This window comes from Pseudoalteromonas sp. NZS71, from assembly GCF_015864715.1.
GTDB classification, from domain to species: domain Bacteria; phylum Pseudomonadota; class Gammaproteobacteria; order Enterobacterales; family Alteromonadaceae; genus Pseudoalteromonas; species Pseudoalteromonas arctica.
Map to the genome: position 1 here is coordinate 82,146 of NZ_JADYWS010000020.1, position 22,249 is coordinate 104,394.

A 22,249-nucleotide genomic window follows, 5' to 3' on the forward strand; every position below is an offset into this window, starting at 1 on the left:
ACTATAAGTGCCCCTTAAGTGTACTAAGCAATTTTTGAGTTAATCTACTTTTAGCAAGCTAAGTGCTTCATGTGGATCAACTTCAAGAGCTGTACAATAACGAACAAACTCAATTACATCTAAACGGCGTTCTTGATTTTCAATCTTGCCGATAAACGAATGAGGCGTTCCAAGCACTTGTGCTAGGCTTCGCATTGTATGACCCTTTTCGTGGCGTTTACTTTTAAGCCACTTTGTTAGCTTTGCATTTTCTTCAGAAGAAACTGTTTTGCCCATCATTTTACATCTCCTACTAGATGATTTGACGTACCTATTAAAGCAGTAGTCTCTATCAATAGCTGTAGGCAAGTAAGTAGTCATACTTACATTCAATAGCAAGCTATTGCTTAACAAAGCATGTGTTGCTACTCACTCCACCAATATAGCTAAAAGCACTACGCTAATAATATGGTAAAGATTTATTTTTATTGAGAATGAAATTTTGCCCGTCTCATTCTTGGATACATTATATACTATTAACACTTTGGTTAAATAACTAATTACATACTCGGTACAAATATGAACACGAGTGAATATTTATAAACGCTGAATACTGACCTAAGTACTCAAAAAATATTAATAAATTATTTCTAGTTATAAAATATTTAAAGGAATATTTATAACAATTTTGTTCCAATTTATCGTCATATGTTTATGATTAAGCAATAATTAGCACCAAAAAGGCCGAATAATGTTCAGACTTCTTTTTTTATTACCTATCGTATTGTGCCTGAGTTGGTACTTTTTTTTGCACCATAACGGCGTACCAATTAAGCAAGGCAAAAAAGGCTTCATATACATTTTAGCGTTTTCTGCTTTTGTACTTGGCTTTTTTGTATTGATAATGCAAATAACCGAATACGCCCCAACCGATTTGTAGGCATTAAAAAAGCCGCAAAAGCGGCTTCATTCTATTTAGCGTTTGGCTGTTAAACGCTAAAGCTTGCACCACAACCACAGGTTGTTGTTGCATTAGGATTAGATACAAAAAAGCGTGCGCCTTCTAATCCTTCTGTGTAATCAACTTCACCGTCAACCAAATATTGAATGCTCATTGGATCGATAACGAGTGTTACACCATTTTTTACAATCTCTAAATCGCCAGGATTCGCTTTTTCATCAAAAGTAAAACCATATTGAAAACCCGAACAACCACCACCTGTTACGTAAACACGCAGTTTTAAATCTGGATTTTCTTCTTCGTCGATTAACTGTTTAACGCGAACAGCAGCTGCATCGCTGAACTTAATTGGTAATTCTTCAGACATTCTAAAACCCTCAATATCGCAATGGCGTGATTATCTAATACCCGAGTGTTTTAATCAAGTATAGTAAAACAACTCTTTACTCTAAGTTATACCTATAAATAAGTAAAAAAGTGGCTAAACGTTAGCTCACTAAAATAATACTTAAGCAAACTAAAAGCGACCCTTGTAAACTATAAGTTCGTTAAAAATTTTAGTTATAAATAATAGGTCTTAATCTTTACTGCAAATTGTTAATATAAATTACAAAAATTTCAAAATCACAACGACTTAGCTAAACTCTTTTGCTAAAATGCTGCTGAAAAATGCGGCGAGGAAATAATGCATGTGGCTTGAGCAACTCAGACGTCGGCTGGCAAAACCTAAAACATCTGTACAATTATGCTTACTGGGCGTAGTTGCCGGACTAATTGCTGCTTTTTTTATTATTTTATTTCGCTTAACTATTTTATTTTTCCAAAGTTTATTTTTAGAAACCCCTGACGACTTTACTACTCTACCTACACTTGAACGTGTACTCATGCCTTTAATTGCTGCATTACTAATAGCCACGTTTGCTGCTTTTACTGGGTTTAAACATTACCGTTTAGGCATTCCTTTTGTTATTCATCGTATTAAACGCCATTATGGGCAAATGCCTTTATACAATACGGTTAATCAATTTGTTGGTGGCGCACTTGCACTCATTAGCGGTTTTTCGGTCGGTCGAGAAGGGCCTTCCGTTCATATGGGCGCAACAGGTGCGAGTATTTTAGCAGATAAGCTACATTTACCGCATAACGCCATGCGCACTTTAAGTGGTTGTGGTGTTGCCGCAGGTATAGCGGCTTCATTTAATACCCCACTTGCAGCCGTTATTTTTGTAATGGAAGTGGTACTTCGAGAATATAAAGTACACATATTTGTGCCAATCATGCTTGCCGCTGTTACTGGTGCATTAGCTACACAGTTTGTTTTTGGTGAAGGCTCTGAGCTTGCCCTCATTACCATAGCGCCATTGAGCGGCTGGCATTACCCTTATTTAATATTATGCGGTATGGCGCTGGGCGCTATAGCATTTAGCTTTAATCAAAACTTAATGCTAATTATTAAAACATTTAAACCTTTAAGTATGTTTCCTCGTTTACTAATCGCAGGCTGTATTGCCAGCTTAATAGCTTACGCGGTTCCTCACGCTATGGGCTCTGGTATGAGTGCAATTACTATCGCGGTTGAATCCCCTGATAACGTAAAGCTACTTACCACCATTTTAATCGCTAAACTACTTGCCACATTGTTTGCTATTGGTTTGGGTATTCCCGGTGGCTTAATTGGTCCGGTAATTGGGCTTGGCGTATTAATTGGGACATTAATGGCCTTTTTTGCCCAATACATTAGCCCGGGTACTGATATTGCGGGTACGTATGGTGTTTTGGGTATGGCTGGGTTATTAGCGGCTACACTGCATGCACCACTTGCTGCATTAACAACAGTAATGGAGCTTACATCATCACCTGAAATAATTGTTCCTGCGATGATAGTAATAACCACTGCTTATGTAACTGCATTACAATTTTTTGGAAATCGCTCCATATTTTTACAGCAATTAGATTTTCAAGGTTTGCCGTACCATGTGTCCCCTGCAACAGAAGCACTGCAAAAAGTGGGAATAATGGATGATATGGATGAAGACTTTAAATTGCTTTATTCAGACGATAAAGAACAAATAAAGAACACGCTTGATGCGATGGATAGTCAAACACCCTTGATTGTTTTTGACGAAGAAAATGGCTATCGCCTCGCTGAATACGATTTAACGCTAATGTCTGACGAAGCAATAAATATAAATTACATTAGCTTACAGGGCATCAGCAGCCAAGCCACCCTAGCCGATGCATTCGATATACTAAAAGATAAAAGAAGTGGCGCACTTTACGTTTATAACCTTTTAGATAATCAACAAATTATGGGGCTATTACGCTGGGATCAAATTCATCATATTTTAACCATTCGTAACAGCTTACTTTAAGCAATAAGGATTATTATGAGCGCATTATTGATTTATAAAACACTGCACATATTTTTTATGATTGCGTGGTTTGCCGGTATTTTTTACTTACCACGATTATTTGTATATCACGCAATGAGCGAAGAAAGATCATGCAACTCTATGCTTAAAGTTATGGAGCGCAGACTACTTTATTTCGTAACCCCATTTGCTGTTTTAACGGCTGTATTTGGTGTATTAACCATTGTTGAATATGGTCGTGATTGGTTTAGATACAGTATGTGGTTACATTACAAACTTGTACTGGTAATTATTTTATACGTATACCACGGCTACTGTTTTAAGTTATTGAGTGACTTTAAACATGACCGAAACACTAAAACAGACCGCTTCTACCGTATTTTTAATGAGCTCCCTGTTATTGCGCTGCTCATCATAGTGGCACTTGCGGTAATAAAACCTAATTTATAATACCAATCGGCTTATATATGGGGTCTATTTAACGCTAAGAAAATTACGCTAGAACTAGGCAAAAACTTTTGTATCTAGTTGTTCTAAATTAAAAATTTTTAACGACGTTATAGTGAAATTTAGTGCGTTAAATTGCTCAAATATTTATGTCGGTTGGTACAAGCTTTGTAGCGCATGTTAAACTGCGCTGCAATTTACAATACTTGCTATAACACGCGCGATTGCGTGCTCCGTTTATGGATTATCGCGCCCATTTGATTGATTAGGAATTACCCCATGTTAAGTTTCCAAGGCGAACATATACTGTCTGTAAATCAGCTAGACAGAGACTGCATTGAACGTATTTTTGCAGTAGCTAAAAAAATGGAGCCTTATGCTAAAAAGCAAAAGCAAACAACGGTGCTTAAAGGCGCTATTTTAGCTAATTTGTTTTTTGAACCAAGCACTCGTACACGAGTTAGCTTTGGTACAGCCTTTAACTTACTAGGCGGTGGCGTACGTGAAACTACAGGTATGCAAAGCTCAGCTCTTGCTAAAGGTGAGTCTCTTTACGATACTGCGCGCGTTATTTCAGCTTACGCCGATGCTGTTGCTATGCGCCATCCTGACGCAGGCTCAGTAAGTGAATTTGCTGATGGCTGTACTGTGCCGGTTATTAATGGCGGCGACGGTCCAAATGAGCACCCGACCCAGGCATTACTTGATTTATTAACCATTGAGCGTGAATTACACCGTTTTGATCAAAATATTGATGGCATGCATATAGCGCTTGTGGGTGATTTAAAATATGGTCGCACAGTGCATTCTCTATCAAAGCTATTGTGCCATTATAAAAACGTAAAGTTTTCGATGGTCGCGCCTGATGGCCTACAAATGCCAACGAGCATTTTAGATGCCGTAGAAAATGCAGGACACAAAATTGAGCTAGTAAACAAGATGGAAGGTAATTTAGCAGCCGATATTGTTTACCAAACACGTATTCAAGAAGAGCGTTTTCCTTCACAAGAAGAAGCAAATAAATACCGTGGCGGTTTTAGAATTAGCCAATCTATTTACAGCGCTCATTGCAAACCTAACTCTGTGTTAATGCATCCGTTACCACGTGATAGTCGCTTAGAAGCCAACGAGCTTGATAACGACTTAAACAGTAACGATAATTTAGCAATATTCCGCCAGGTACAAAATGGCGTATTAATTCGTATGGCACTGTTTGCTTTAACACTCGGCGTAGAAAATAAAGTCGATAAGTATGAAGTGGACGTACCTTGGTTTAGCCGCAAACGCGACAGCTAAACCCTCTTTAAGTGACAATTTATAGGATTTTTCATGACAATTAGCCAAGACTTATTTGAACGCGCTCAAGCCTCTATTCCAGGTGGCGTAAACTCGCCTGTTCGTGCTTTTAATGGTGTAGGCGGTACGCCGCTATTTATTACAAAAGCAGAAGGCGCGTTTACATTTGATGCCGACGGTAACCGTTATATTGATTATGTTGGCTCTTGGGGGCCTATGATCATGGGCCATAACCACCCTGCAATTAAACAAGCCGTGCACGAAGCCGTAGAAAATGGCCTTAGCTATGGCGCGCCAACTGAAGCCGAAATATTAATGGCTGAAAAAGTAAAAGAGCTGGTACCATCAATCGAAAAAGTACGCATGGTTAGCTCAGGCACTGAAGCAACGATGAGTGCAATTCGTTTAGCACGTGGCTTTACCGGCCGCGATAAAATATTAAAATTTGAAGGTTGTTACCACGGCCATGCTGACTCGTTATTAGTTAAGGCAGGCTCTGGTGCACTAACAATGGGCGTACCTAATTCTCCTGGTATTCCTGAGGACTTTGCTAAGCATACACTTACTGTATCGTTTAATAACCTAGATGAAGTAAAAGCTATTTTTGCAAAATACGCTGACGAAATTGCCTGTATTATTGTAGAGCCAGTAGCCGGTAACATGAACTGCATTCCACCAGTGCCAGGCTTTTTAGAAGGTTTGCGTGATGTGTGTGACGAATATAAATCAGTACTTATTTTTGATGAAGTAATGACGGGTTTTCGTGTTGCACTTGGCGGCGCTCAAGCTTATTACAACATTAAACCAGACCTTACGTGTTTAGGTAAAGTCATTGGCGGCGGCATGCCCGTTGGCGCGTTTGGTGGTAAAACCGAAATAATGGATTACATTGCGCCTGTGGGCCCTGTTTACCAAGCGGGTACTCTTTCTGGTAACCCTATTGCGATGGCTGCAGGTTTAAAATCACTTGAGCTATTATGTGAGCCAGGTCTACACGATAAGTTAGAAGCAACGTCTAAAGCAATTTGTGAAGGCTTTGAAGCTGGCGCTAAAAAAGCAGGCATTGCATTAACAACTAATTATGCTGGCGGCATGTATGGATTCTTTTTTACTGATGCTGAAAAAGTAACGACATACAAACAAGCTACTGAATGCGACCTAGAGCGCTTCAAACGTTTTTTCCACCTTATGCTTGAAGAAGGTGTGTACCTTGCTCCATCAGCATTTGAAGCTGGTTTTGTATGTGCTGCGCATACTGAGCAAGAAGTAAAAGAAACAATAGCGGCAGCAGAACGCTCGTTTGCTAAACTTTAAGTTAAAATTACTTTTTATATTTTATAAGCGCTTGTTTTTACAGTGTGTAATTAAGACTAAAGATTGAAAAAAGCCCGAAAGGGCTTTTTTTATTTGTAAAGTACTATAAATGAATGATAATTAAGCATAACAAGGTCTATTCACCTTTACCCTAATTACAAAAATACAAGAGAGCCTTATGTCAGGATTACGCCAATTTTCTTTTCCCGCTATCCAGCTAATGGCAAATTTAAAATACAAAACTAAAATCAGCTTAATGTTTGGAATTTTACTCGTTCCTCTTGCACTTAGTTTGTTTTTTTTAGTCTCATTATTAAGTGAAAGTATCGCTGTTTCAAAAATGCAGCAACAAGGTTTAAAAGGCTACAGGTCAATACTCTCAAATCAAATGCAGGGGGAAGCAAATCAAAATATAAAAATAGCTCGCTCACTCGGTTTTGATATAAAAGACGATCAAGCAAATGATGTACTTGAACTTGTTTCTATTCAGTCTAACTTAGCATTAGATAGCCAGTTAGCCAGTGCTTATGTAAACCGCTCTTTAGTCACGCCAGTTCCTGCACTTATAATGCAAATAAACTCGACAGCGCAAAGCGCAAACACTGTTTTGGCAAGTAATCGTTTTACGCCAGATACGTTTATAGCACTTTCAAATTTTAGTAAGTCACTTCCTTTATACGAAAAACAACTCGATAAAATACTCAATGTAGCCACCAATGCAGACAAATCAGTAAATAAAGCGCTCATGCCCTCGTTAGATAATTTACACAGTGCTGTTGGTGCATTTAAAAAAGCGATAGATGAAAAACTACTTGAGCCAGACGATATTTTGTTAACTCAATCAGAATTTACTAAACTAACAAACAATGTTCACAGCAGTATTAATAAACTTGTTAGTAAGAGTATTCCAACGCTTGAGAGCCTTATTGAAGCAAAACTGCAAACTCAACAGTGGACTCGAAATCTTGTTTTAGCCGCTTCATTGATTAGTTTGTTATTTGCATTTTATTTAATGATTGGTTTTTATTTTGCAGTTGTTGATACCATTAATCGCTTTGCTGATGCGGCTAATAGAGCCGCGAATGGCGACTTAAATGCTACTATCGATTCGAACACTAATGATGAAATGGGAATTATTGCATCGCGCTACAATGCATTACTTAATGCATTTTCACATTTATTATTTGATGTTAAAACAAGTACAGAAGAGCTATGCGGCGCAACTAAATCGCTATCACATGCGAGTAGCCAAACAAGCAATGATGTTTCAAAACAGCAAATTCGAGTAAATGCCATTTATAATGCACTAAGCGAAATGGCTCAAAACGCACTTGCAGTTGAAGAGTCAGCCCATCAAGCAACGCTTACCGCGCAAGATGCTGCTGCGCATGTAAAACAAGGTTCAGACAATACAATGGAGCTTGCTAAATATATGCAAGATCTACAAATTGAATTTGCAGAGAGCCAACAAGCGCTCGATAAGCTAGCACAAGATAGCCAAGAAATTAGCAAAGTTAGCAAAGGTATTAGTGAAATAGCCGATCAAACAAACTTGCTTGCACTAAATGCCGCTATTGAAGCTGCACGAGCTGGCGAGCATGGCCGAGGCTTTGCCGTTGTAGCTGATGAAGTAAGAACTCTTGCTCAGCGTACACAAACACAAACACAAGAAATTCACCAAATTATTAGCTCCTTACAACAAGCATCTGACGACACTCAGCAAAAAATGCGTTCAAGTGTTGAAAAAATGGAGCAATCGGTAAAAGCAGCCAATCAAACCAATGAAGTATTGCAAAGCGCAGAGCAAAGTATGGGCGACATTAAACATCAAGGTGAAGTTATTGCAGAGCGTGTTAAACAGCAGTCAAATGCGACAACACAGGCATTGAATGATTCGCAAGAGGTGAGCAATTTAGCAGATCAAACGCTAACATCAGCTCAATCAACGCTGCAAGATGCACAGCAGCTAAGTCGCTTATCTAATGATTTAACCAAATCAATGCAGTTTTTTAAATCTTAAGCGTTAACTACAACTCACAAAAAAGCCGCTAAATAAGCGGCTTTGTTGTTTAAAGTAATCTTAAATTAACGAATACATTGTGGTCTTGGCTCGAACTCACTCGCTCTAAGCGGTAGCTGAATCACCTTGCCACATCCTGGTGGTGCCTGCTTACCCGTTTGCTCATTTACAAATGCCCAGCGTATTGATGGTGGACGCGTATCAGCTATTGCTTGTGGGTTAAGTGGCTTTAAGTAACGAATATACGCTTCTAATGCGCCTACGCTGCCTGTTAACCCCGTGCTTTTGTTGTCGTCTCGACCAAGCCACGCAACAGTCACTGTATTTTGATCAAAGCCTGCAAACCAACTATCACGTAAATCGTTACTAGTTCCTGTTTTACCTGCTAGTTGGATTGATGGGAAGTGTAAATTTAAGCGTTTAGCAGTGCCGTCTTTCGTTACGCGTTTCATCGCGTATTTAGTCATATACATTGCAGATTTATCAAAACGAGGCTCTGCATTTACTTCATGCTTATAAAGTACTTTACCAACCGAGTCAGTTAATGCCGAAATTGCAGTAAGCTTTTTATATTCGCCATCTGCAGCAATTGTCGTATAAAGCTGAGCAACTTCAAAACTCGACATTTCAACAGCCCCTAAAAGCAACGATGGGTATTCGTTTATCGCCCCTTTAGCGCCTAATCCTTTTAGTGTATTCGCGACTTTATCAACACCTACATCGAGGCCTAAATTAACCGCTGGAATATTAATACTGTTACTAAATGCTTTATAAAGAGGTATTGCACCACGGTATTGATGATCAAAATTTTCTGGTTGCCACACTTTTCCCTGCTCATTTGTAACCTGTACTGGCGAGTCATCAAGCAAAGTAGCTAAATTATAATGTGGTAATTGCAATGCGGTTAAATACACAGCAGGTTTTACCAGCGAGCCAATATTACGTTTTGTATCTAAAACACGGTTAAACCCTGAATAACGAACATCGCGCCCTGCAACAAGTGCAGATACACCGCCCTTTTCTACATTAACAGAGATCATGGCTGCTTCTAGTTTTTCGGTTCTAGGACGATTCTCCAGGTACGGTAAGCTCTTTTCAATAGACTCTTCCATTGCTGTTTGCTTTTGTAAGTCAAAATAAGTAAATACTCTTACGCCTGCATCAAGTGTTTGCTGATCTGGCAATAATTCATTTAGTTCTCTGTTTACTAACTCTAAATAACCTGGATATGATTTTTGTAAACTCGCTTTCATTGGCGCAATATCAATTGGGCGATTAAGCGATGCACGGTACTCTTTTGTGCTAAGTAGCTTGTTTTCAACCATAAGGCGAAGCACTAAGTCTCGGCGCTCCATTGTGCGCTCTTTATAGCGACGTGGGTTGTAATAAGATGGACCTTTAACCATTGCCACCAGCAAAGCAATTTGATCGTACTCAAGCTCATCTACCGGCTTTGAAAAGTAAAAGTCAGCAGCAAGCCCCATACCGTGCACACCTTGGTTGTATGACTGCCCTAGGTATACTTCATTTAAGTAAGCTTCTAATATCTGATCTTTTGAATAACGATAATCTAAAATAAGGGCAATAAATGCCTCATTTATTTTTCGTACTAAAGAGCGCTCACGTGTTAGGTAAATATTTTTAGCTAACTGCTGAGTAAGCGTACTACCACCTTGAACGGTGCGCCCTGCTTTAATATTAGAATAAAGCGCGCGTAAAATAGAAAACACTGATACACCATGATGTTCGTAAAAATCACGGTCTTCAACCACCAATAGCGTATCTTTTAGCATTGCTGGAAACTTATCTAGTGGTACAAATTCTCTATCTTGTTTAGAGTCATTACCAATACGCGCTATTTGCACAGGCTCTAGACGAGCAGAATTTAAACGCCTACCAAACTTATCTTTAATGGTCGCAACTTTTTGCCCTGCAAAGCGAAGTTCAATAATATGTGATTCTTCAAGGCCATCATAAAATTCAAAATCACGACGATAAATCTTGATGCTATCTGCTGTTTTAACAAACTGTCCTGTGCGGCTTAATCTATTAACCGATGAATAATTTAAACGCTCTAGCTCAAACACTACTTCCTGGCTTGATAAAAATTGCCCCGGATAAAACTCCATAGAACGAGCATACACTTGCGCTGGAAGTTGCCATTTATTACCTTCAAATATACGCGTTGTTTTTGAATCTAAATAAATGAAATACATTGCCATTGCAATAAAAACAGCCAAGCTTAGTTTCCAAAACACTGACCATGTTTTTCTCATAAAAGAGCGTTTAACAGTGGTTTGCACTGTTTTTTTACTGCCCTTTGAGGTGCTTTTTTTTGTCTTGCTTGACGATTTACTTGCACGTTTAACTGCAGGTTTACTGGTAGGTGTTTTTTTATTGTCGGCCATTTAAGTGTAATTTATTCCAAGGGTTATTCACGAGTGTGAGCTTAGCATATTGGGTATATCGTAACATCCGAAAAGTTAACCCCCCCTGAAACAAAAAAAGCCCTACCGAAGTAGGGCTTTGTGTAAACACACTATTATTTAAATAAACTATTAGCTATTTCGAACAGAAACAAACTCTGGGTAGGCTTCAATACCACAATCGTGTTGATCCATACCGTTTAGTTCTTCTTCTTCGGTTACTCGTATACCCATTGTTTTGTTAAGCACAGTCCAAACAATAAATGATGCTACAAATACAAAGGCAAGAATACATACTAGACCCGTTAACTGATTAACAAAGCTTGCGTCACCATTGGTTAGCGGTACTAACATAATACCTAATGCGCCACACGTACCATGAACAGAGATAGCACCCACTGGATCGTCAATCTTAACTTTATCAAGTGCTATGATACTAAATATAACAAGTGCACCACCAAGTAGACCAAGTAGACATGCCATTAATGGTGATGGAGATAGAGGGTCTGCTGTTATAACAACTAAGCCAGCTAATGCACCATTTAAAACCATGGTTAAATCTGATTTACCCCAAAGTACTTTACATACAAACAGTGCTGCAATAGCACCCATTGCAGCTGCTGCATTGGTGTTAAGTAATATTTGGCCTACTGCAGTTGCGTTTTCTTTATCCGAAAGTAGTAATTGAGAACCACCGTTAAAGCCAAACCAACCCATCCATAAAATAAATGTACCTAGTGTAGCAAGTGGTAAGTTTGAACCTGGAATTGGGTATATTTCACCGTTCTTACCATATTTACCTTTACGAGCACCTAAGATTAATACACCAGCTAGTGCAGCCGCTGCACCTGCGCCATGCACAATTGCAGAACCTGCAAAATCAACAAAGCCCATTTCAGATAAGAAACCACCACCCCATGTCCAGTAACCTTCAATAGGGTAAATAAAACCAGTTAGTACTACAGCAAAACCTAGGAAAGCCCACAGTTTCATACGCTCAGCAACAGCACCCGATACAATCGACATAGCGGTTGCAACAAATACTACTTGGAAGAAAAAGTCAGATTCTAAAGAATGGTCAGCATCGGCAGCTTGTGTACCAATTAAAGCGCCTATTGAAGGAATAAAACCACCTTCGGCATTGTCTACATACATAATGTTGTAGCCAACTAATAAAAACATCGTACATGCAATTGAATATAGCGCGACATTTTTAGTTAAAATTTCAGCTGTGTTTTTAGAGCGAACTAAGCCCGCCTCTAACATGGCAAAACCTGCTGCCATCCACATTACTAATATACCTGATATTAAAAAATAGAAGGTATCGAGTGAAAACTTTAGTTCTATTATTGTATTTTCCATGAGACCCCCTTAAATTGCTTCTTCGTCTAGTTCGCCAGTACGGATACGAACAATTTGATCCAAGTCGTACACGAAAATTTTACCGTCACCAATTTTACCTGTTGATGCAATTTTAGTGATTGCTTCAACAACGCGTTGACAATTTTCAGTACGAGTTGCAATTTCAAGTTTGATCTTAGGAATAAAATCTACTTGGTATTCTGCACCACGATATAACTCAGTATGACCTCGTTGACGTCCAAAACCTTTAACATCAACTACTGTCATCCCCTCAATTCCTAAATCAGCGAGTGCTTCACGCACGTCGTCTAATTTAAATGGTTTTATGATTGCACTAATCATTTTCATAGCGGCCCCCTCGGACTCTTTATTGTTATCCTATTGGGTTAAACAATCCAACCTTTGTGCCACTATTTTATATCAATTAAAAACAGCCACTTAGTAAAAAATACAAACTCAAGATCAAAAAAAACGCACCAATTAGGTGCGTTAATTTAACAAGTCAGCTACATTGGTGCGTGCTATATCTCTATATATTTATCACGTACCTAGTTTTGTTTAAGAAGGGTTATACCACGCAGTTTCTGCCTTGGTTTTTAGCTTCGTATAATGCTTTGTCAGCAACACGCATAGCCTGCGTTAGACTAGTGTCTTGAAAGTCAGCCAAGCCTATACTGGTGGTAATTTTAATTGATTTATCGCTAATAGAAAAATCGTAACTAGCCATCTTTTTCCTAAATGCTTCAAAGTATTCACGACCGCGTTCTAGCTCTATTTCAGGTAATATTATGGCAAACTCTTCCCCGCCAACCCGTGCAACCGTAAACTTTGAAAACGTAGATCGTATTAATGAACCAACCTGCTTTAAAGCCTGATCGCCGCCTTCATGGCCTAATGTATCGTTAATGTTTTTGAAAAAATCGATATCAAGCAATGCCAAAGTATTTTTCTGGTTTTTACTTTTAAGGAGCTTTTCTGCATATTGATAAAAGTAGCGTCGGTTATGAAGCCCTGTTAAGTGATCCCTATGTGCGCTTTCTTTAATATCTGAAATTAACGACAGTTGCTCCATTGTTTGAAGTACTCGACAATGAAACTCTTCATTCATAAATGGCTTTGTTAAAAAGTCATTGGCGCCATATTTAATAAATCGTGCTGATAGGCCATGCTTTCCCGCGCCCGACAAGCCAATAATTGCTAAGTCGTCTCGTCCTCTAAAATTACGTACCGCTTTGACTAGTTCAAAGCCATCCATAGAGGGCATAGCATAATCGGTCATAAGTAGCTTTATATCAGGGTTAGCTTTTAATATTTCGAGTGCTTGTTGTCCATCATGGGCATCTGTTACATCAAACAATTGCTTTTCTAGCATTTGCTTCATTAACGAGCGGCTAAGTAATGAGTCATCTGCTATTAGTGCTTTACAGCCTTGATTTCTGAGTAATTGCGCAACGAGCTTAACGGCATAATGGTAAGAATCGCGATTATCTTTAATAACATAATCAACTACGCCCAATTCAAGCATTTGTTGGCGCTTGTACTCATCTATTTTTGAGGTTAAAACAACCGTAGGAATTTTTTTAGATAAAGTATATTTTGCAACTTCACCGTGCGGAGCATCTGGCAAAGTTAAATCAACTAACGCAAGCGTATAATCGTGCTTTTCTACGAACGTAGCGCATTCTGCTAAAGACCAAGCAAAATCAATTGCTACATCAAGGTATTGTGCAGTTAAGTGGCGAAGCACCTGCTGCACTACTTTACTGTCTTCAACCACTAATACTCTTTGCATAAAGCTTCTCTTTACCTTTAATTAATTTTGTAACAAAACGACAAATACAACGCTATTACTGCAATAGCATTAGTCATAAACATCCGGTGTAGAGTGCACTTATGTGCTTGAAAGCGTAATCCATTAGATTTTTTTGGTGATAGCCTGTATATAAAATCAATACAAGTAGGCCCGCAATATACCTGAATTCTGTGATTAACTAAATAAAGAAACCAAATCCCAAATAACTATAAAAGTGGTTAGCGTGCGTCTCTAAGCGCATTAATACCTTACTTAACTAGTATTATCGGCCACTAGTCTCAATACTTTTGTTATTTAACTCATTAATGTCTTTAATGGTGTATCAACAATAATAAGGACACCTAATGAAGCTTAGTCGTATTATCAGTTTACCGATAACTGTTATTGCATTAATAATCAGTACAAGCACGCTTGCCGATAACCAACGTCGTATTGATGTAGACAGCAAAGTTGTTACTCAACATAAAGCTAAAATCAACGGTCAACGCTTTAATTACACCGTTGCCACAGGCACACAACCTGTATGGGATGATAAAGGCGACGCGGTTGCGACATTGCAATACACCTACTATACACGCGACAAAGTTGACGACAGGACAACTCGCCCATTACTTATTTCATTTAATGGCGGGCCAGGTTCGGCTTCTGTATGGATGCACCTTGCTTATACTGGCCCTCGCGTATTAAAAATTGATGACGAAGGCTATCCAATTCAACCTTATGGCGTAAAAGACAACCCATATTCTGTACTTGATATTGCCGATATTGTTTACGTAAACCCTGTAAATACAGGCTACTCTCGCGTACTTGAAAACGAAAAAGGCGAACTTCCTTCTAAAGCAAAACAAAAAGAGATATTTTTTGGTGTTAATGCCGATATTAAATACCTTGCTGAGTGGTTAAATACTTTTGTAAATAGAGCTGAGCGCTGGCGATCGCCTAAATTTTTAATTGGTGAAAGCTACGGTACAACACGTGTATCAGGTCTTGCTCATGAGCTTCAAAATAGTCAATGGATGTACATAAACGGTGTTGTTCTCGTATCACCTACTGATATTGGTATTAAGCGCGACGGCCCGATTAAAGCCGCTAACCGCCTACCTTACTTTGCAGCGACTGCTTGGTATCACAAAGCACTTAACGCCGATTTACAAGCTAAAGATCTTGATGAGTTATTACCTGAAGTTGAAGAGTTTACTGTAAATGAGTTAATCCCTGCGCTTGCTAAAGGTGGCTTTATTAATGCTGATGAAAAGCGACGCATAATTACAAAAATGGCGCACTACGCTGGCTTATCAGAAAAATTTGTTGAACAAAATAACTTAGATATTCCAACTCAGTTTTTCTGGAAAGAGCTACTACGTGAACGTGGTCAAACTATAGGTCGCTTAGATTCTCGTTATTTAGGAATGGATAAACGCGACGCAGGTGAGTCCCCAGACTACTGGGCTGAACTTACCTCTTGGTTACACTCTTTCACTCCTGCAATTAATCACTACTTACGTGAAGAGTTAAACTATAAAACTGATGTAAAATATAACTTATTTGGTAATGTCCATCCATGGGATAGAACCGGTAATAATACAGGCGAAAATCTACGTTTAGCAATGGCGCAAAACCCTTACTTAAACGTGATGATCCAATCAGGATACTTTGATGGCGCAACCAATTACTTTGACGCTAAATATACGTTATGGCAATTAGACCCAAGCGGTAAAATGAAAGACCGTTTGAGCTTTAAAGGCTACAGAAGCGGACACATGATGTACCTTCGCCACGCTGATTTAGAAAGCTCTAATAACGATTTACGTGACTTTATACAGCACGCTTTACCCAAAAAAGGGCAAGCGGCTAAATACTAATATACCTAAAACAAAAAATGGCTCTTTAAGAGCCATTTTTTATGTGCGTTTTTCATATCGTAAACAATAGCTTTTAAGTTGTGTGACTACATCGTTAAAGCGCTCTTCCAGCTGCTGTATATATTCATTTTTGACTGTTTCGTTTTCTGCCTGTGTTTCTATCTGCTGGCATATATTTGCCAACTCAATAGCCCCCACAGACTTTGAAGACGACTTTAATGCATGAGCCTGAAAAGCTAAATCAACATAGTTTTTACTCTTAGCATACGCGTTAGCTAATTTAATTTGCTCCCCTGCTGTTTGTAAAAACGCATTAAATACCATGCAATGTACGCTAGGATCATCACCAAGCATTGCTTTTAGTAGCGTAATATCTAATTGATCAAAACTATCTGAAGCTATATTTTCACCATCTGATTTTTCTGAACGTGTATTGACCATAGTTTGAGAATGCTCCATCAATAACGACTTTAATTTAACAAGCTCAATGGGCTTTGTTAAAAAGCCATTCATTCCACAAGCATAACAATTATCTATGTTGTTTTTGGTAATGTTGGCCGTAATTGCAATTATAATCAGTTCATCAAAATGAGTGTTTTCGCGTATTTTTTTGGCTAACCCTAACCCATCGAGTAAGGGCATTTGAATGTCGGTTAGTAAAAAATCAAAGCGTTTATTTTGTATGGCCTCCCAAGCTTGCTCACCGTTACTTACAAAAGTAGAGCACACTCCAAGCATAGTTAATTGCTGTTTTAACACTTGCTGATTTGTAACTTGATCTTCTGCCACTAAAACCTCAAGCGTAGGAAGCGTTACCGCATTTAAGCTTTGCTGTGTTATTTGAGGGGCTTGCACTTGTGCTGGCAAGTCAGTTTGATCAAAACTGTTAAAGTTTAGCGTAAAACAAGAACCTTTGTGCTGCTCGCTTTGTGCGCTCAAAGACCCTTGCATACGCTCTACCAGCTGCTTAGTTATCACTAAACCAATACCGGTTCCATTTACTTTACTGGTTTCAGCGCCTAAGCGGTCAAAAGGTTTAAATAGGCGAGAAATGTCATCTGGAGAAAATCCACATCCGGTATCTATTACATCTATTTCGCATTGTTTATTACTTAACACCCGACAATTAATATTAATGCTGCCATTTGGTTTGTTGTATTTAATCGCATTTGAAAGCAAGTTAAGCATCACTTGTTTAAAGCGGCGCTGATCAATATAAATACTCAATCCTTCTAAGGACTCAAAACCGTGAGTTTGCAGTGTTATTGATTGCCCTTTAATAAGCTCAGTGACAAGCTCTACTGACTCTTCTAATATGCTTTTAATAGGCACATAAGAAAAACTAAACTGCATATTACCCGACTCAATAGCCGTTAAATCAAGCACATCGTCTATGAGTAATAGTAAATGCTCTCCAGCTTGATAAATGCTTTTCGCGTTTTCTTTTTGTACTTTATTAGCATTCTCATCATATCCATACAGCTGGGCTAAGCCTAAAATTGCATTTAATGGAGTTCTTAATTCGTGGCTCATACTGGCCATAAAATCTGACTTTGCTTTACTTGCAGACTCAGCTTGAATTCGTAATGCATTTAATTTTTGATGGTTATTCGCAACCTCATCAACCATATTATTAAATGCATTTATTACACTGCCCACTTCATTTTGTTGTTGTTTGTCTATATGGCAATCAAAGTCGCCTTTGGCTAAACGTGAAAACCCAAGTTTTAGCGTCCTCAAAGGCGATGTAACCCTGTAATCCACCAGCCAAGCTAAACCTATAAAAACGATAACTAAAATAATAAATTGTATATATATTAAGGTGTAATGAAGTTTTGAAGATTCGTTAATTTCATTCGTAAAATTAACAACCAAGCTAATATTAGCCAGCGGTTTGTCTAAAAACTCCACCTGTTGAGATAACAGCATGTCGCCGTTTTCATTTGCTCCAACCCAATTCTCAAGCGGATACAATTGGTTTTTTGAATCAACATCAACAATTTTAATACTTTTCCAATTAGGGCGAGTTTGAAGTTGACTGTCTATTTCTTCATATAGCTCTGCATATTGCCTAGTTAACAACGGAGTCGTTATAGAAGTCGACAACTGCGCTAAAGAACGCTGAGCAGCCTTTGAAAGGCCATCGTTTACCCAACGCGCTTGCTCAGGTAAGGCGTAAAACATAAAAAGACAGGCCATAAGCAAGCCACAAAGCAATACCACAATAAAGCTTTGCGCCCTTAGGCTACGAAACCCTCTAATTTTCAACATAAAAAGAGCGTAAGCCCCACTGAGTTAACTGCTGATACTCAGCTAAAGTTGCAATATTAGGTTTAATAATTGGGATACCTGCAAGCAAATGTTTATGCTCTGGGCTTTGCCCTATATCTAAAATAGCTTGTTGCACTTTTAACTGTATTGCAGCATCAACCCTTGGGTGGGCGACAATTGGGTGGCGACTAATTTCACGCGTTTTATAAAGAATTTTGAGTTTATTTTGTAAGCTTTCTGGTTGTTGTTTAAATGTGCCCATTACACCACCGCCCGCCATTGTTGAGTGCAGTGCAACATTTAAATATACCGATGGATGAGTTTGGACATATACAGGCTTTATTGTTAGCCCGTATAACAATGCTAAATCAGCTCTCATTAATAATGACGCACCTAATGCGTTAGGTGCAGGGAATGCTATTTCGGCGCCCTCTAGTTGACTTAAATTATCAATATCACTGTCTTTGTTTACGAGCAAAATACCTTGCAGCTTTCGCCCTGCATCTTTTATTAATGGTAAATATCCCTGTTTTTCGTATGCTACAACACTATGCCATGGGTTCATGTATGCAAAGTCGTACTCGCCATTAGCAAAGGCTTTTTCAAATACAGGAATAGACTCAACTGTAATTAGCTTTATTGTTACTCCCGTTTGCTTACTTACTTGCTTTAACAAAGGTTGCCAAATAGTATTTAGCTTTTGCGGCTCGTATTGCGGCACTACACCAAAGGTATATTCTTGAGCTAATAAGAATGAGCTGTGTATCAAACATAATATAGCCACTAAATACTTCATCAATTCTCCAAATAATAGCGTGTCATTATTGCTTAAGCGTAGTTAAAGACTACTCAACACACCATTAAATTATTATATATTCGATATTTAGCATTGACCTGCTTTGATTACAGGTAGTTTTGGAGTGTATTTTTTATCTGTGAGCATATGATGCAAGTTCATAAATGTGGTGTAAGTACTTTTCAATCCGACCTTATTGCTTAGCCAAGTAGGTATTGCCCCATCAGGCAAAGCATATACTTGGTACTCAATATCAAGGCGGCCTTTGTCCTCACTCAGTAGCCAGCGTGCATTTAAAGTAGTAATTCTTATAACGCCATTATTTCTGGGCAGCTTATTAGGGCGAGCATTAATAAGCAATTGGCTTTTATTTGCAGTTAACTGTGAATAACAAGAATAAGTAATGCTATCTCTATCTCTAACAGGCCAAGGAGAATTAAAATAACTGTACACTAAATTTTCTGATGGGCTTATGTGCTTAATAACCTTTACCTGAGATATATTTTCGAGCCATTGGGGTGCGGCATCGGTATCACTAAGTAATTCTAAAAACTCATTGGTGGATACGCCTGTCACGCTCATCTGCGCTTTTACTTCAAAGGTATTATCACTGTGGCTTTGATAATACACACTTACGCCATTTTTGTTTTTATACAAATGCCACATGGGCTCAGCGTAAGTGTTAAAACTAACTAATAAAAAAATAACGAATAAACACTTTTGCAATTGAATTTTATTACAAAAGCGCATCATTTATTTTTGCCAGTAAGGTTCTATGTCAAGTGAAGCAAGGCGACTTTGCTCCATGGCACTGACCAAATATTCAGACTTTTGTTCAAGCCATGACTGGATTTTAGCAAGCTGTTCGTCTTCTTGCCCTGCACATAATTGCTTTAAATACTCAAGCGTACTTAATTCATAAATACCATGAGAAATATCAAGCCAAGGCAATCTAAACTCTAGGCGTTCTTCTTTATCAAATAACGATCCTAAACAGTTACCGCTCAGTAGGCTATTTTCAAGTTGAGTGCGCAGGTTTAAATACGAAGCGACATCGAGTGTTTGTTCTTTAGGGAGTAATTCGTGCAGATTTTTCCAGTCTTTATTAAAAAGCCTACTCGCAATGGAAGACACGTTTTGCTCAGCCGCTTGAAGCTCTATTTGCCCCCAATCTTTACGCCACTGTTTATCAATTAACCACGTAGTTAACGACAGTAATAAACGATTATAACGCGCGCTATGAAACAGTGCATTTATATCGTTAATGCTTGGCTGTAACTCTTTTAAATCACCAATGACTTGAGTAAGTGCTGGAGCTGCATTAATTTTTTTATAAAAAGCATGGCGTTTAGACGTGTACGTTTTTAATTGAATCGCGTTTTCTACCCACGCTAATTCGCTTAATAACCATTTAAGCTCTGTACGTAAATGTTCTGTACTTTCTTTGGATACTATATCGTCGTACAGCCAAAAAGTATGGCGTATTAGGCTAATGCCGTCAGTTACGCGTTTAAGCGTTTTTAAACTTGGCTTATCGAAATAGCATTGCTCATGCTTTTGCACAAAGCGAATACCAAAGTTCATGGCTTCAACTAAAGCACGCTCTTGGGTAGTCGACTTTGGTAATTGAACAAAACCAATAGATTTGCTTGGTGTTAAAGGTTTTTCATCTGCAAGGCGATAACCACGCGCGGCCTTAGAGTATAATCCTAAACGGATACAGTTCTGGCTAACCAGTACATCTGCAAACGCAAACAACTCATTACGACTGCCCTCAACAAGCTCAATTTCAAGCTCGCTAATAATTTCAATTTTACCCGAAGCCGCAATTTCACCTTTATCGAGTACAACTTCAATTTTAGCGCCACTTTCGGTTTCAATTAACCAAGTACGACGAATAAAGTTAGTACTAAATATTGGATACAAGTTTTTTGAGATTGCGCTTATTTGCATGCCATGAGGCCAAATATCAGCATCAAACGCCATTAAATTAGGGCGACTTGATTCAATTGGTAAATTGTACTCTGGACGTTGGTGTAAACCACCTACAACTTCACCGGCAAGCTTTATAGTTTGCTCGCATTCGCTGTCAGAACAGCGAGTTCTAAAACCTATGTCAAGCGCTCTAAGCTCTCGGCTTGGCGTGTCGTAGTATGCATTTTGTAAGCTGCGTGACGGTTTATTCTTCACCGTTTTTGCAAATTGAGTAATTAACGAGGGGATCAGTGGAATAACGGCATCTGATACCAAAAATTTCAGTTCTATCTCAGTATCCATTCGGTTTGCGGATTACCTTTAAAATAAATAAGTGCTCAAAATAAACAAAGCACACTAACAATGCAAATTTTTTAGCCTTATTTTAGTGCCTGTTGACCTTTGTGGATTAAAATTCGTTCTATCTAGAGGCAATTTAATCGCGGGGCGAGGTTTGTAACCTAGTGGGCTAGGTAACTGCTACTGGGTTACAATATCAGTCTTGCTATTGAGCTATTTAATCCATACTATCTAACTACTTATGTGAAATGAAAATCACGTTCATAACGGACGCAGTTAGATCAACAAGGTAGATAAATGCTAAAACATTGTTTATTAGGGCTACTTTTAACAGCCACCACATTTATGAGTTATGCAGAAGAAGCAAAACCTGCAAATTCAACTAATGCAAACACCGCTTATATTATCGATAATTTATATACTTTTATGCGCTCTGGTGCGAGTAAGAATTATCGACTACTCGGCTCTGTAGATGCTGGAACAAAGTTAACCTTGTTATCTGCTGAAGAAAACGGCTTTATTAAAATTAAAGATGATAAAGACCGCGAAGGTTGGATAGAAACTAAGTTTGTTACCAAAACGGCAGGCTTACACCAACAGTACAAAACACTAAGTAGCGAAATGAGCACTATGCAAGAAAACCTGCGCCAAGCTCAAATAGAACTTCCGCAGCTACAAGAGCAAAACCAAACTTTAACTGATCAAAACCTGCAGTTATCGGCCCAAATTACTAAGCTTAAAACGACACTAGAACAAGAGCGCACCCAAAAAGAAGCTGCTAGCTCAAAAGAGAAACGTCAGCTACTTACTTACGGTGGTGCTATTGCGTTTTTAGGCCTGTTTTTAGGTATTATATTAACGATAGTGTTGTCGCGTCGTAAGCGCTACGAAGGCTGGGCATAATCCTCCTTTCTATTGAATACAAAAAAGCCGCTTTATAGCTGTCTCTTATACACAAATCCCTGCTAAGAAATTAGCGGGGATTTTTTTGAACTAAATCTCAATGTCATGATCAGATCTTCAAATCTTGTTTGAGGGCACATTATGATTAACGAA

Annotated in this window: 18 protein-coding genes; 8 read left to right on the forward strand and 10 right to left on the reverse strand. The window is 38.6% G+C overall.

What is annotated here, in order from left to right:
- Window positions 1-39 precede the first annotated feature (39 nt).
- A complete protein-coding gene (locus tag I6E85_RS14155) occupies window positions 40-279 on the reverse strand; it encodes a helix-turn-helix domain-containing protein (RefSeq protein WP_007584874.1) in 240 nt (79 codons plus the stop codon).
- Between the two features lie 451 nt (window positions 280-730).
- Between I6E85_RS14155 and I6E85_RS14160 the strand changes: the two genes are divergently transcribed.
- Window positions 731-919, forward strand: coding sequence for a hypothetical protein (locus I6E85_RS14160; protein ID WP_024598292.1), 189 nt, complete (start codon window positions 731-733; stop codon window positions 917-919).
- A 49-nt stretch (window positions 920-968) separates the two neighbouring features.
- On the opposite strand, the gene erpA is transcribed toward I6E85_RS14160, so the two are convergent.
- Window positions 969-1,307: an iron-sulfur cluster insertion protein ErpA gene (gene erpA / locus I6E85_RS14165; RefSeq protein WP_002958911.1), complete on the reverse strand. Its 339-nt coding sequence runs from the start codon at window positions 1,305-1,307 to the stop codon at window positions 969-971.
- 322 nt (window positions 1,308-1,629) lie between these two features.
- Between erpA and I6E85_RS14170 the strand changes: the two genes are divergently transcribed.
- The 5 genes from I6E85_RS14170 (at window position 1,630) to I6E85_RS14190 (ending at window position 8,389) form a co-directional block, all read left to right on the forward strand.
- Window positions 1,630-3,312 carry a chloride channel protein gene (locus I6E85_RS14170; RefSeq protein WP_076925158.1) on the forward strand — a complete coding sequence of 561 codons (1,683 nt, stop codon included), beginning with the start codon at window positions 1,630-1,632 and terminating at the stop codon, window positions 3,310-3,312.
- A 15-nt stretch (window positions 3,313-3,327) separates the two neighbouring features.
- On the forward strand, window positions 3,328-3,762 hold the full coding sequence (locus I6E85_RS14175; RefSeq protein WP_024598293.1) for a CopD family protein: 435 nt from the start codon (window positions 3,328-3,330) through the stop codon (window positions 3,760-3,762).
- 276 nt (window positions 3,763-4,038) lie between these two features.
- Window positions 4,039-5,055, forward strand: coding sequence for an aspartate carbamoyltransferase (locus I6E85_RS14180; protein WP_007584862.1), 1,017 nt, complete (start codon window positions 4,039-4,041; stop codon window positions 5,053-5,055).
- Between the two features lie 33 nt (window positions 5,056-5,088).
- Window positions 5,089-6,369, forward strand: a complete 1,281-nt coding sequence (gene hemL / locus I6E85_RS14185) for a glutamate-1-semialdehyde 2,1-aminomutase (protein ID WP_024589288.1) — start codon at window positions 5,089-5,091, stop codon at window positions 6,367-6,369.
- Between the two features lie 178 nt (window positions 6,370-6,547).
- Window positions 6,548-8,389, forward strand: coding sequence for a methyl-accepting chemotaxis protein (locus I6E85_RS14190; protein WP_197237035.1), 1,842 nt, complete (start codon window positions 6,548-6,550; stop codon window positions 8,387-8,389).
- Window positions 8,390-8,454: 65 nt separating this feature from the next.
- On the opposite strand, the gene mrcB is transcribed toward I6E85_RS14190, so the two are convergent.
- The 4 genes from mrcB to I6E85_RS14210 all read right to left on the reverse strand — a co-directional run bounded on the left by mrcB (window position 8,455) and on the right by I6E85_RS14210 (window position 13,969).
- A complete protein-coding gene (mrcB, locus tag I6E85_RS14195; RefSeq protein ID WP_197237036.1) occupies window positions 8,455-10,797 on the reverse strand; it encodes a penicillin-binding protein 1B in 2,343 nt (780 codons plus the stop codon).
- A gap of 150 nt (window positions 10,798-10,947) precedes the next feature.
- A complete protein-coding gene (locus I6E85_RS14200) occupies window positions 10,948-12,177 on the reverse strand; it encodes an ammonium transporter (RefSeq protein WP_010555509.1) in 1,230 nt (409 codons plus the stop codon).
- A 9-nt stretch (window positions 12,178-12,186) separates the two neighbouring features.
- Window positions 12,187-12,525: a P-II family nitrogen regulator gene (locus tag I6E85_RS14205; protein ID WP_004587162.1), complete on the reverse strand. Its 339-nt coding sequence runs from the start codon at window positions 12,523-12,525 to the stop codon at window positions 12,187-12,189.
- A 220-nt stretch (window positions 12,526-12,745) separates the two neighbouring features.
- Window positions 12,746-13,969: a response regulator gene (locus tag I6E85_RS14210; RefSeq protein ID WP_024589291.1), complete on the reverse strand. Its 1,224-nt coding sequence runs from the start codon at window positions 13,967-13,969 to the stop codon at window positions 12,746-12,748.
- Window positions 13,970-14,334: 365 nt separating this feature from the next.
- On the opposite strand from I6E85_RS14210, the gene I6E85_RS14215 reads away from it, so the two are divergent.
- Window positions 14,335-15,852 carry a S10 family peptidase gene (locus I6E85_RS14215; protein WP_024589292.1) on the forward strand — a complete coding sequence of 506 codons (1,518 nt, stop codon included), beginning with the start codon at window positions 14,335-14,337 and terminating at the stop codon, window positions 15,850-15,852.
- Window positions 15,853-15,891: 39 nt separating this feature from the next.
- Here the strand turns inward: I6E85_RS14215 and I6E85_RS14220 are convergent, their stop codons facing one another.
- From I6E85_RS14220 to I6E85_RS14235, 4 genes are all read right to left on the reverse strand, one after another.
- The gene (locus I6E85_RS14220) at window positions 15,892-18,123 is read right to left on the reverse strand and encodes an ATP-binding protein (RefSeq protein ID WP_024589293.1); all 2,232 of its coding nucleotides are present in this window, start codon (window positions 18,121-18,123) and stop codon (window positions 15,892-15,894) included.
- Window positions 18,110-18,919, reverse strand: coding sequence for a phosphate/phosphite/phosphonate ABC transporter substrate-binding protein (locus tag I6E85_RS14225; RefSeq protein ID WP_024589294.1), 810 nt, complete (start codon window positions 18,917-18,919; stop codon window positions 18,110-18,112). The genes I6E85_RS14220 and I6E85_RS14225 overlap by 14 nt, the downstream gene beginning before the upstream one ends.
- 87 nt (window positions 18,920-19,006) lie before the next feature.
- Complete coding sequence (locus I6E85_RS14230; RefSeq protein ID WP_024589295.1) at window positions 19,007-19,672, reverse strand: START domain-containing protein; 666 nt, start codon at window positions 19,670-19,672, stop codon at window positions 19,007-19,009.
- The gene (locus I6E85_RS14235; protein WP_197237037.1) at window positions 19,673-21,196 is read right to left on the reverse strand and encodes a CYTH and CHAD domain-containing protein; all 1,524 of its coding nucleotides are present in this window, start codon (window positions 21,194-21,196) and stop codon (window positions 19,673-19,675) included. It lies immediately after the preceding gene.
- 294 nt (window positions 21,197-21,490) lie between these two features.
- On the opposite strand from I6E85_RS14235, the gene I6E85_RS14240 reads away from it, so the two are divergent.
- Complete coding sequence (locus I6E85_RS14240) at window positions 21,491-22,096, forward strand: TIGR04211 family SH3 domain-containing protein (RefSeq protein ID WP_007584830.1); 606 nt, start codon at window positions 21,491-21,493, stop codon at window positions 22,094-22,096.
- The last annotated feature ends 153 nt before the right edge of the window (window positions 22,097-22,249 follow it).

Coding starts and splice junctions, on each gene's coding strand:
- I6E85_RS14225 (WP_024589294.1), bottom strand. CDS start 18,919: ATGAAGTATTTAGTGGCTATATTATGTTTGATACACAGCTCATTCTTA.
- I6E85_RS14200 (WP_010555509.1), bottom strand. CDS start 12,177: ATGGAAAATACAATAATAGAACTAAAGTTTTCACTCGATACCTTCTAT.
- I6E85_RS14155 (WP_007584874.1), bottom strand. CDS start 279: ATGATGGGCAAAACAGTTTCTTCTGAAGAAAATGCAAAGCTAACAAAG.
- I6E85_RS14210 (WP_024589291.1), bottom strand. CDS start 13,969: ATGCAAAGAGTATTAGTGGTTGAAGACAGTAAAGTAGTGCAGCAGGTG.
- I6E85_RS14230 (WP_024589295.1), bottom strand. CDS start 19,672: ATGATGCGCTTTTGTAATAAAATTCAATTGCAAAAGTGTTTATTCGTT.
- I6E85_RS14175 (WP_024598293.1), top strand. CDS start 3,328: ATGAGCGCATTATTGATTTATAAAACACTGCACATATTTTTTATGATT.
- I6E85_RS14205 (WP_004587162.1), bottom strand. CDS start 12,525: ATGAAAATGATTAGTGCAATCATAAAACCATTTAAATTAGACGACGTG.
- mrcB (WP_197237036.1), bottom strand. CDS start 10,797: ATGGCCGACAATAAAAAAACACCTACCAGTAAACCTGCAGTTAAACGT.
- I6E85_RS14170 (WP_076925158.1), top strand. CDS start 1,630: ATGTGGCTTGAGCAACTCAGACGTCGGCTGGCAAAACCTAAAACATCT.
- I6E85_RS14215 (WP_024589292.1), top strand. CDS start 14,335: ATGAAGCTTAGTCGTATTATCAGTTTACCGATAACTGTTATTGCATTA.
- I6E85_RS14235 (WP_197237037.1), bottom strand. CDS start 21,196: ATGGATACTGAGATAGAACTGAAATTTTTGGTATCAGATGCCGTTATT.
- I6E85_RS14220 (WP_024589293.1), bottom strand. CDS start 18,123: ATGTTGAAAATTAGAGGGTTTCGTAGCCTAAGGGCGCAAAGCTTTATT.
- I6E85_RS14190 (WP_197237035.1), top strand. CDS start 6,548: ATGTCAGGATTACGCCAATTTTCTTTTCCCGCTATCCAGCTAATGGCA.
- I6E85_RS14180 (WP_007584862.1), top strand. CDS start 4,039: ATGTTAAGTTTCCAAGGCGAACATATACTGTCTGTAAATCAGCTAGAC.
- I6E85_RS14160 (WP_024598292.1), top strand. CDS start 731: ATGTTCAGACTTCTTTTTTTATTACCTATCGTATTGTGCCTGAGTTGG.
- I6E85_RS14240 (WP_007584830.1), top strand. CDS start 21,491: ATGCTAAAACATTGTTTATTAGGGCTACTTTTAACAGCCACCACATTT.
- hemL (WP_024589288.1), top strand. CDS start 5,089: ATGACAATTAGCCAAGACTTATTTGAACGCGCTCAAGCCTCTATTCCA.
- erpA (WP_002958911.1), bottom strand. CDS start 1,307: ATGTCTGAAGAATTACCAATTAAGTTCAGCGATGCAGCTGCTGTTCGC.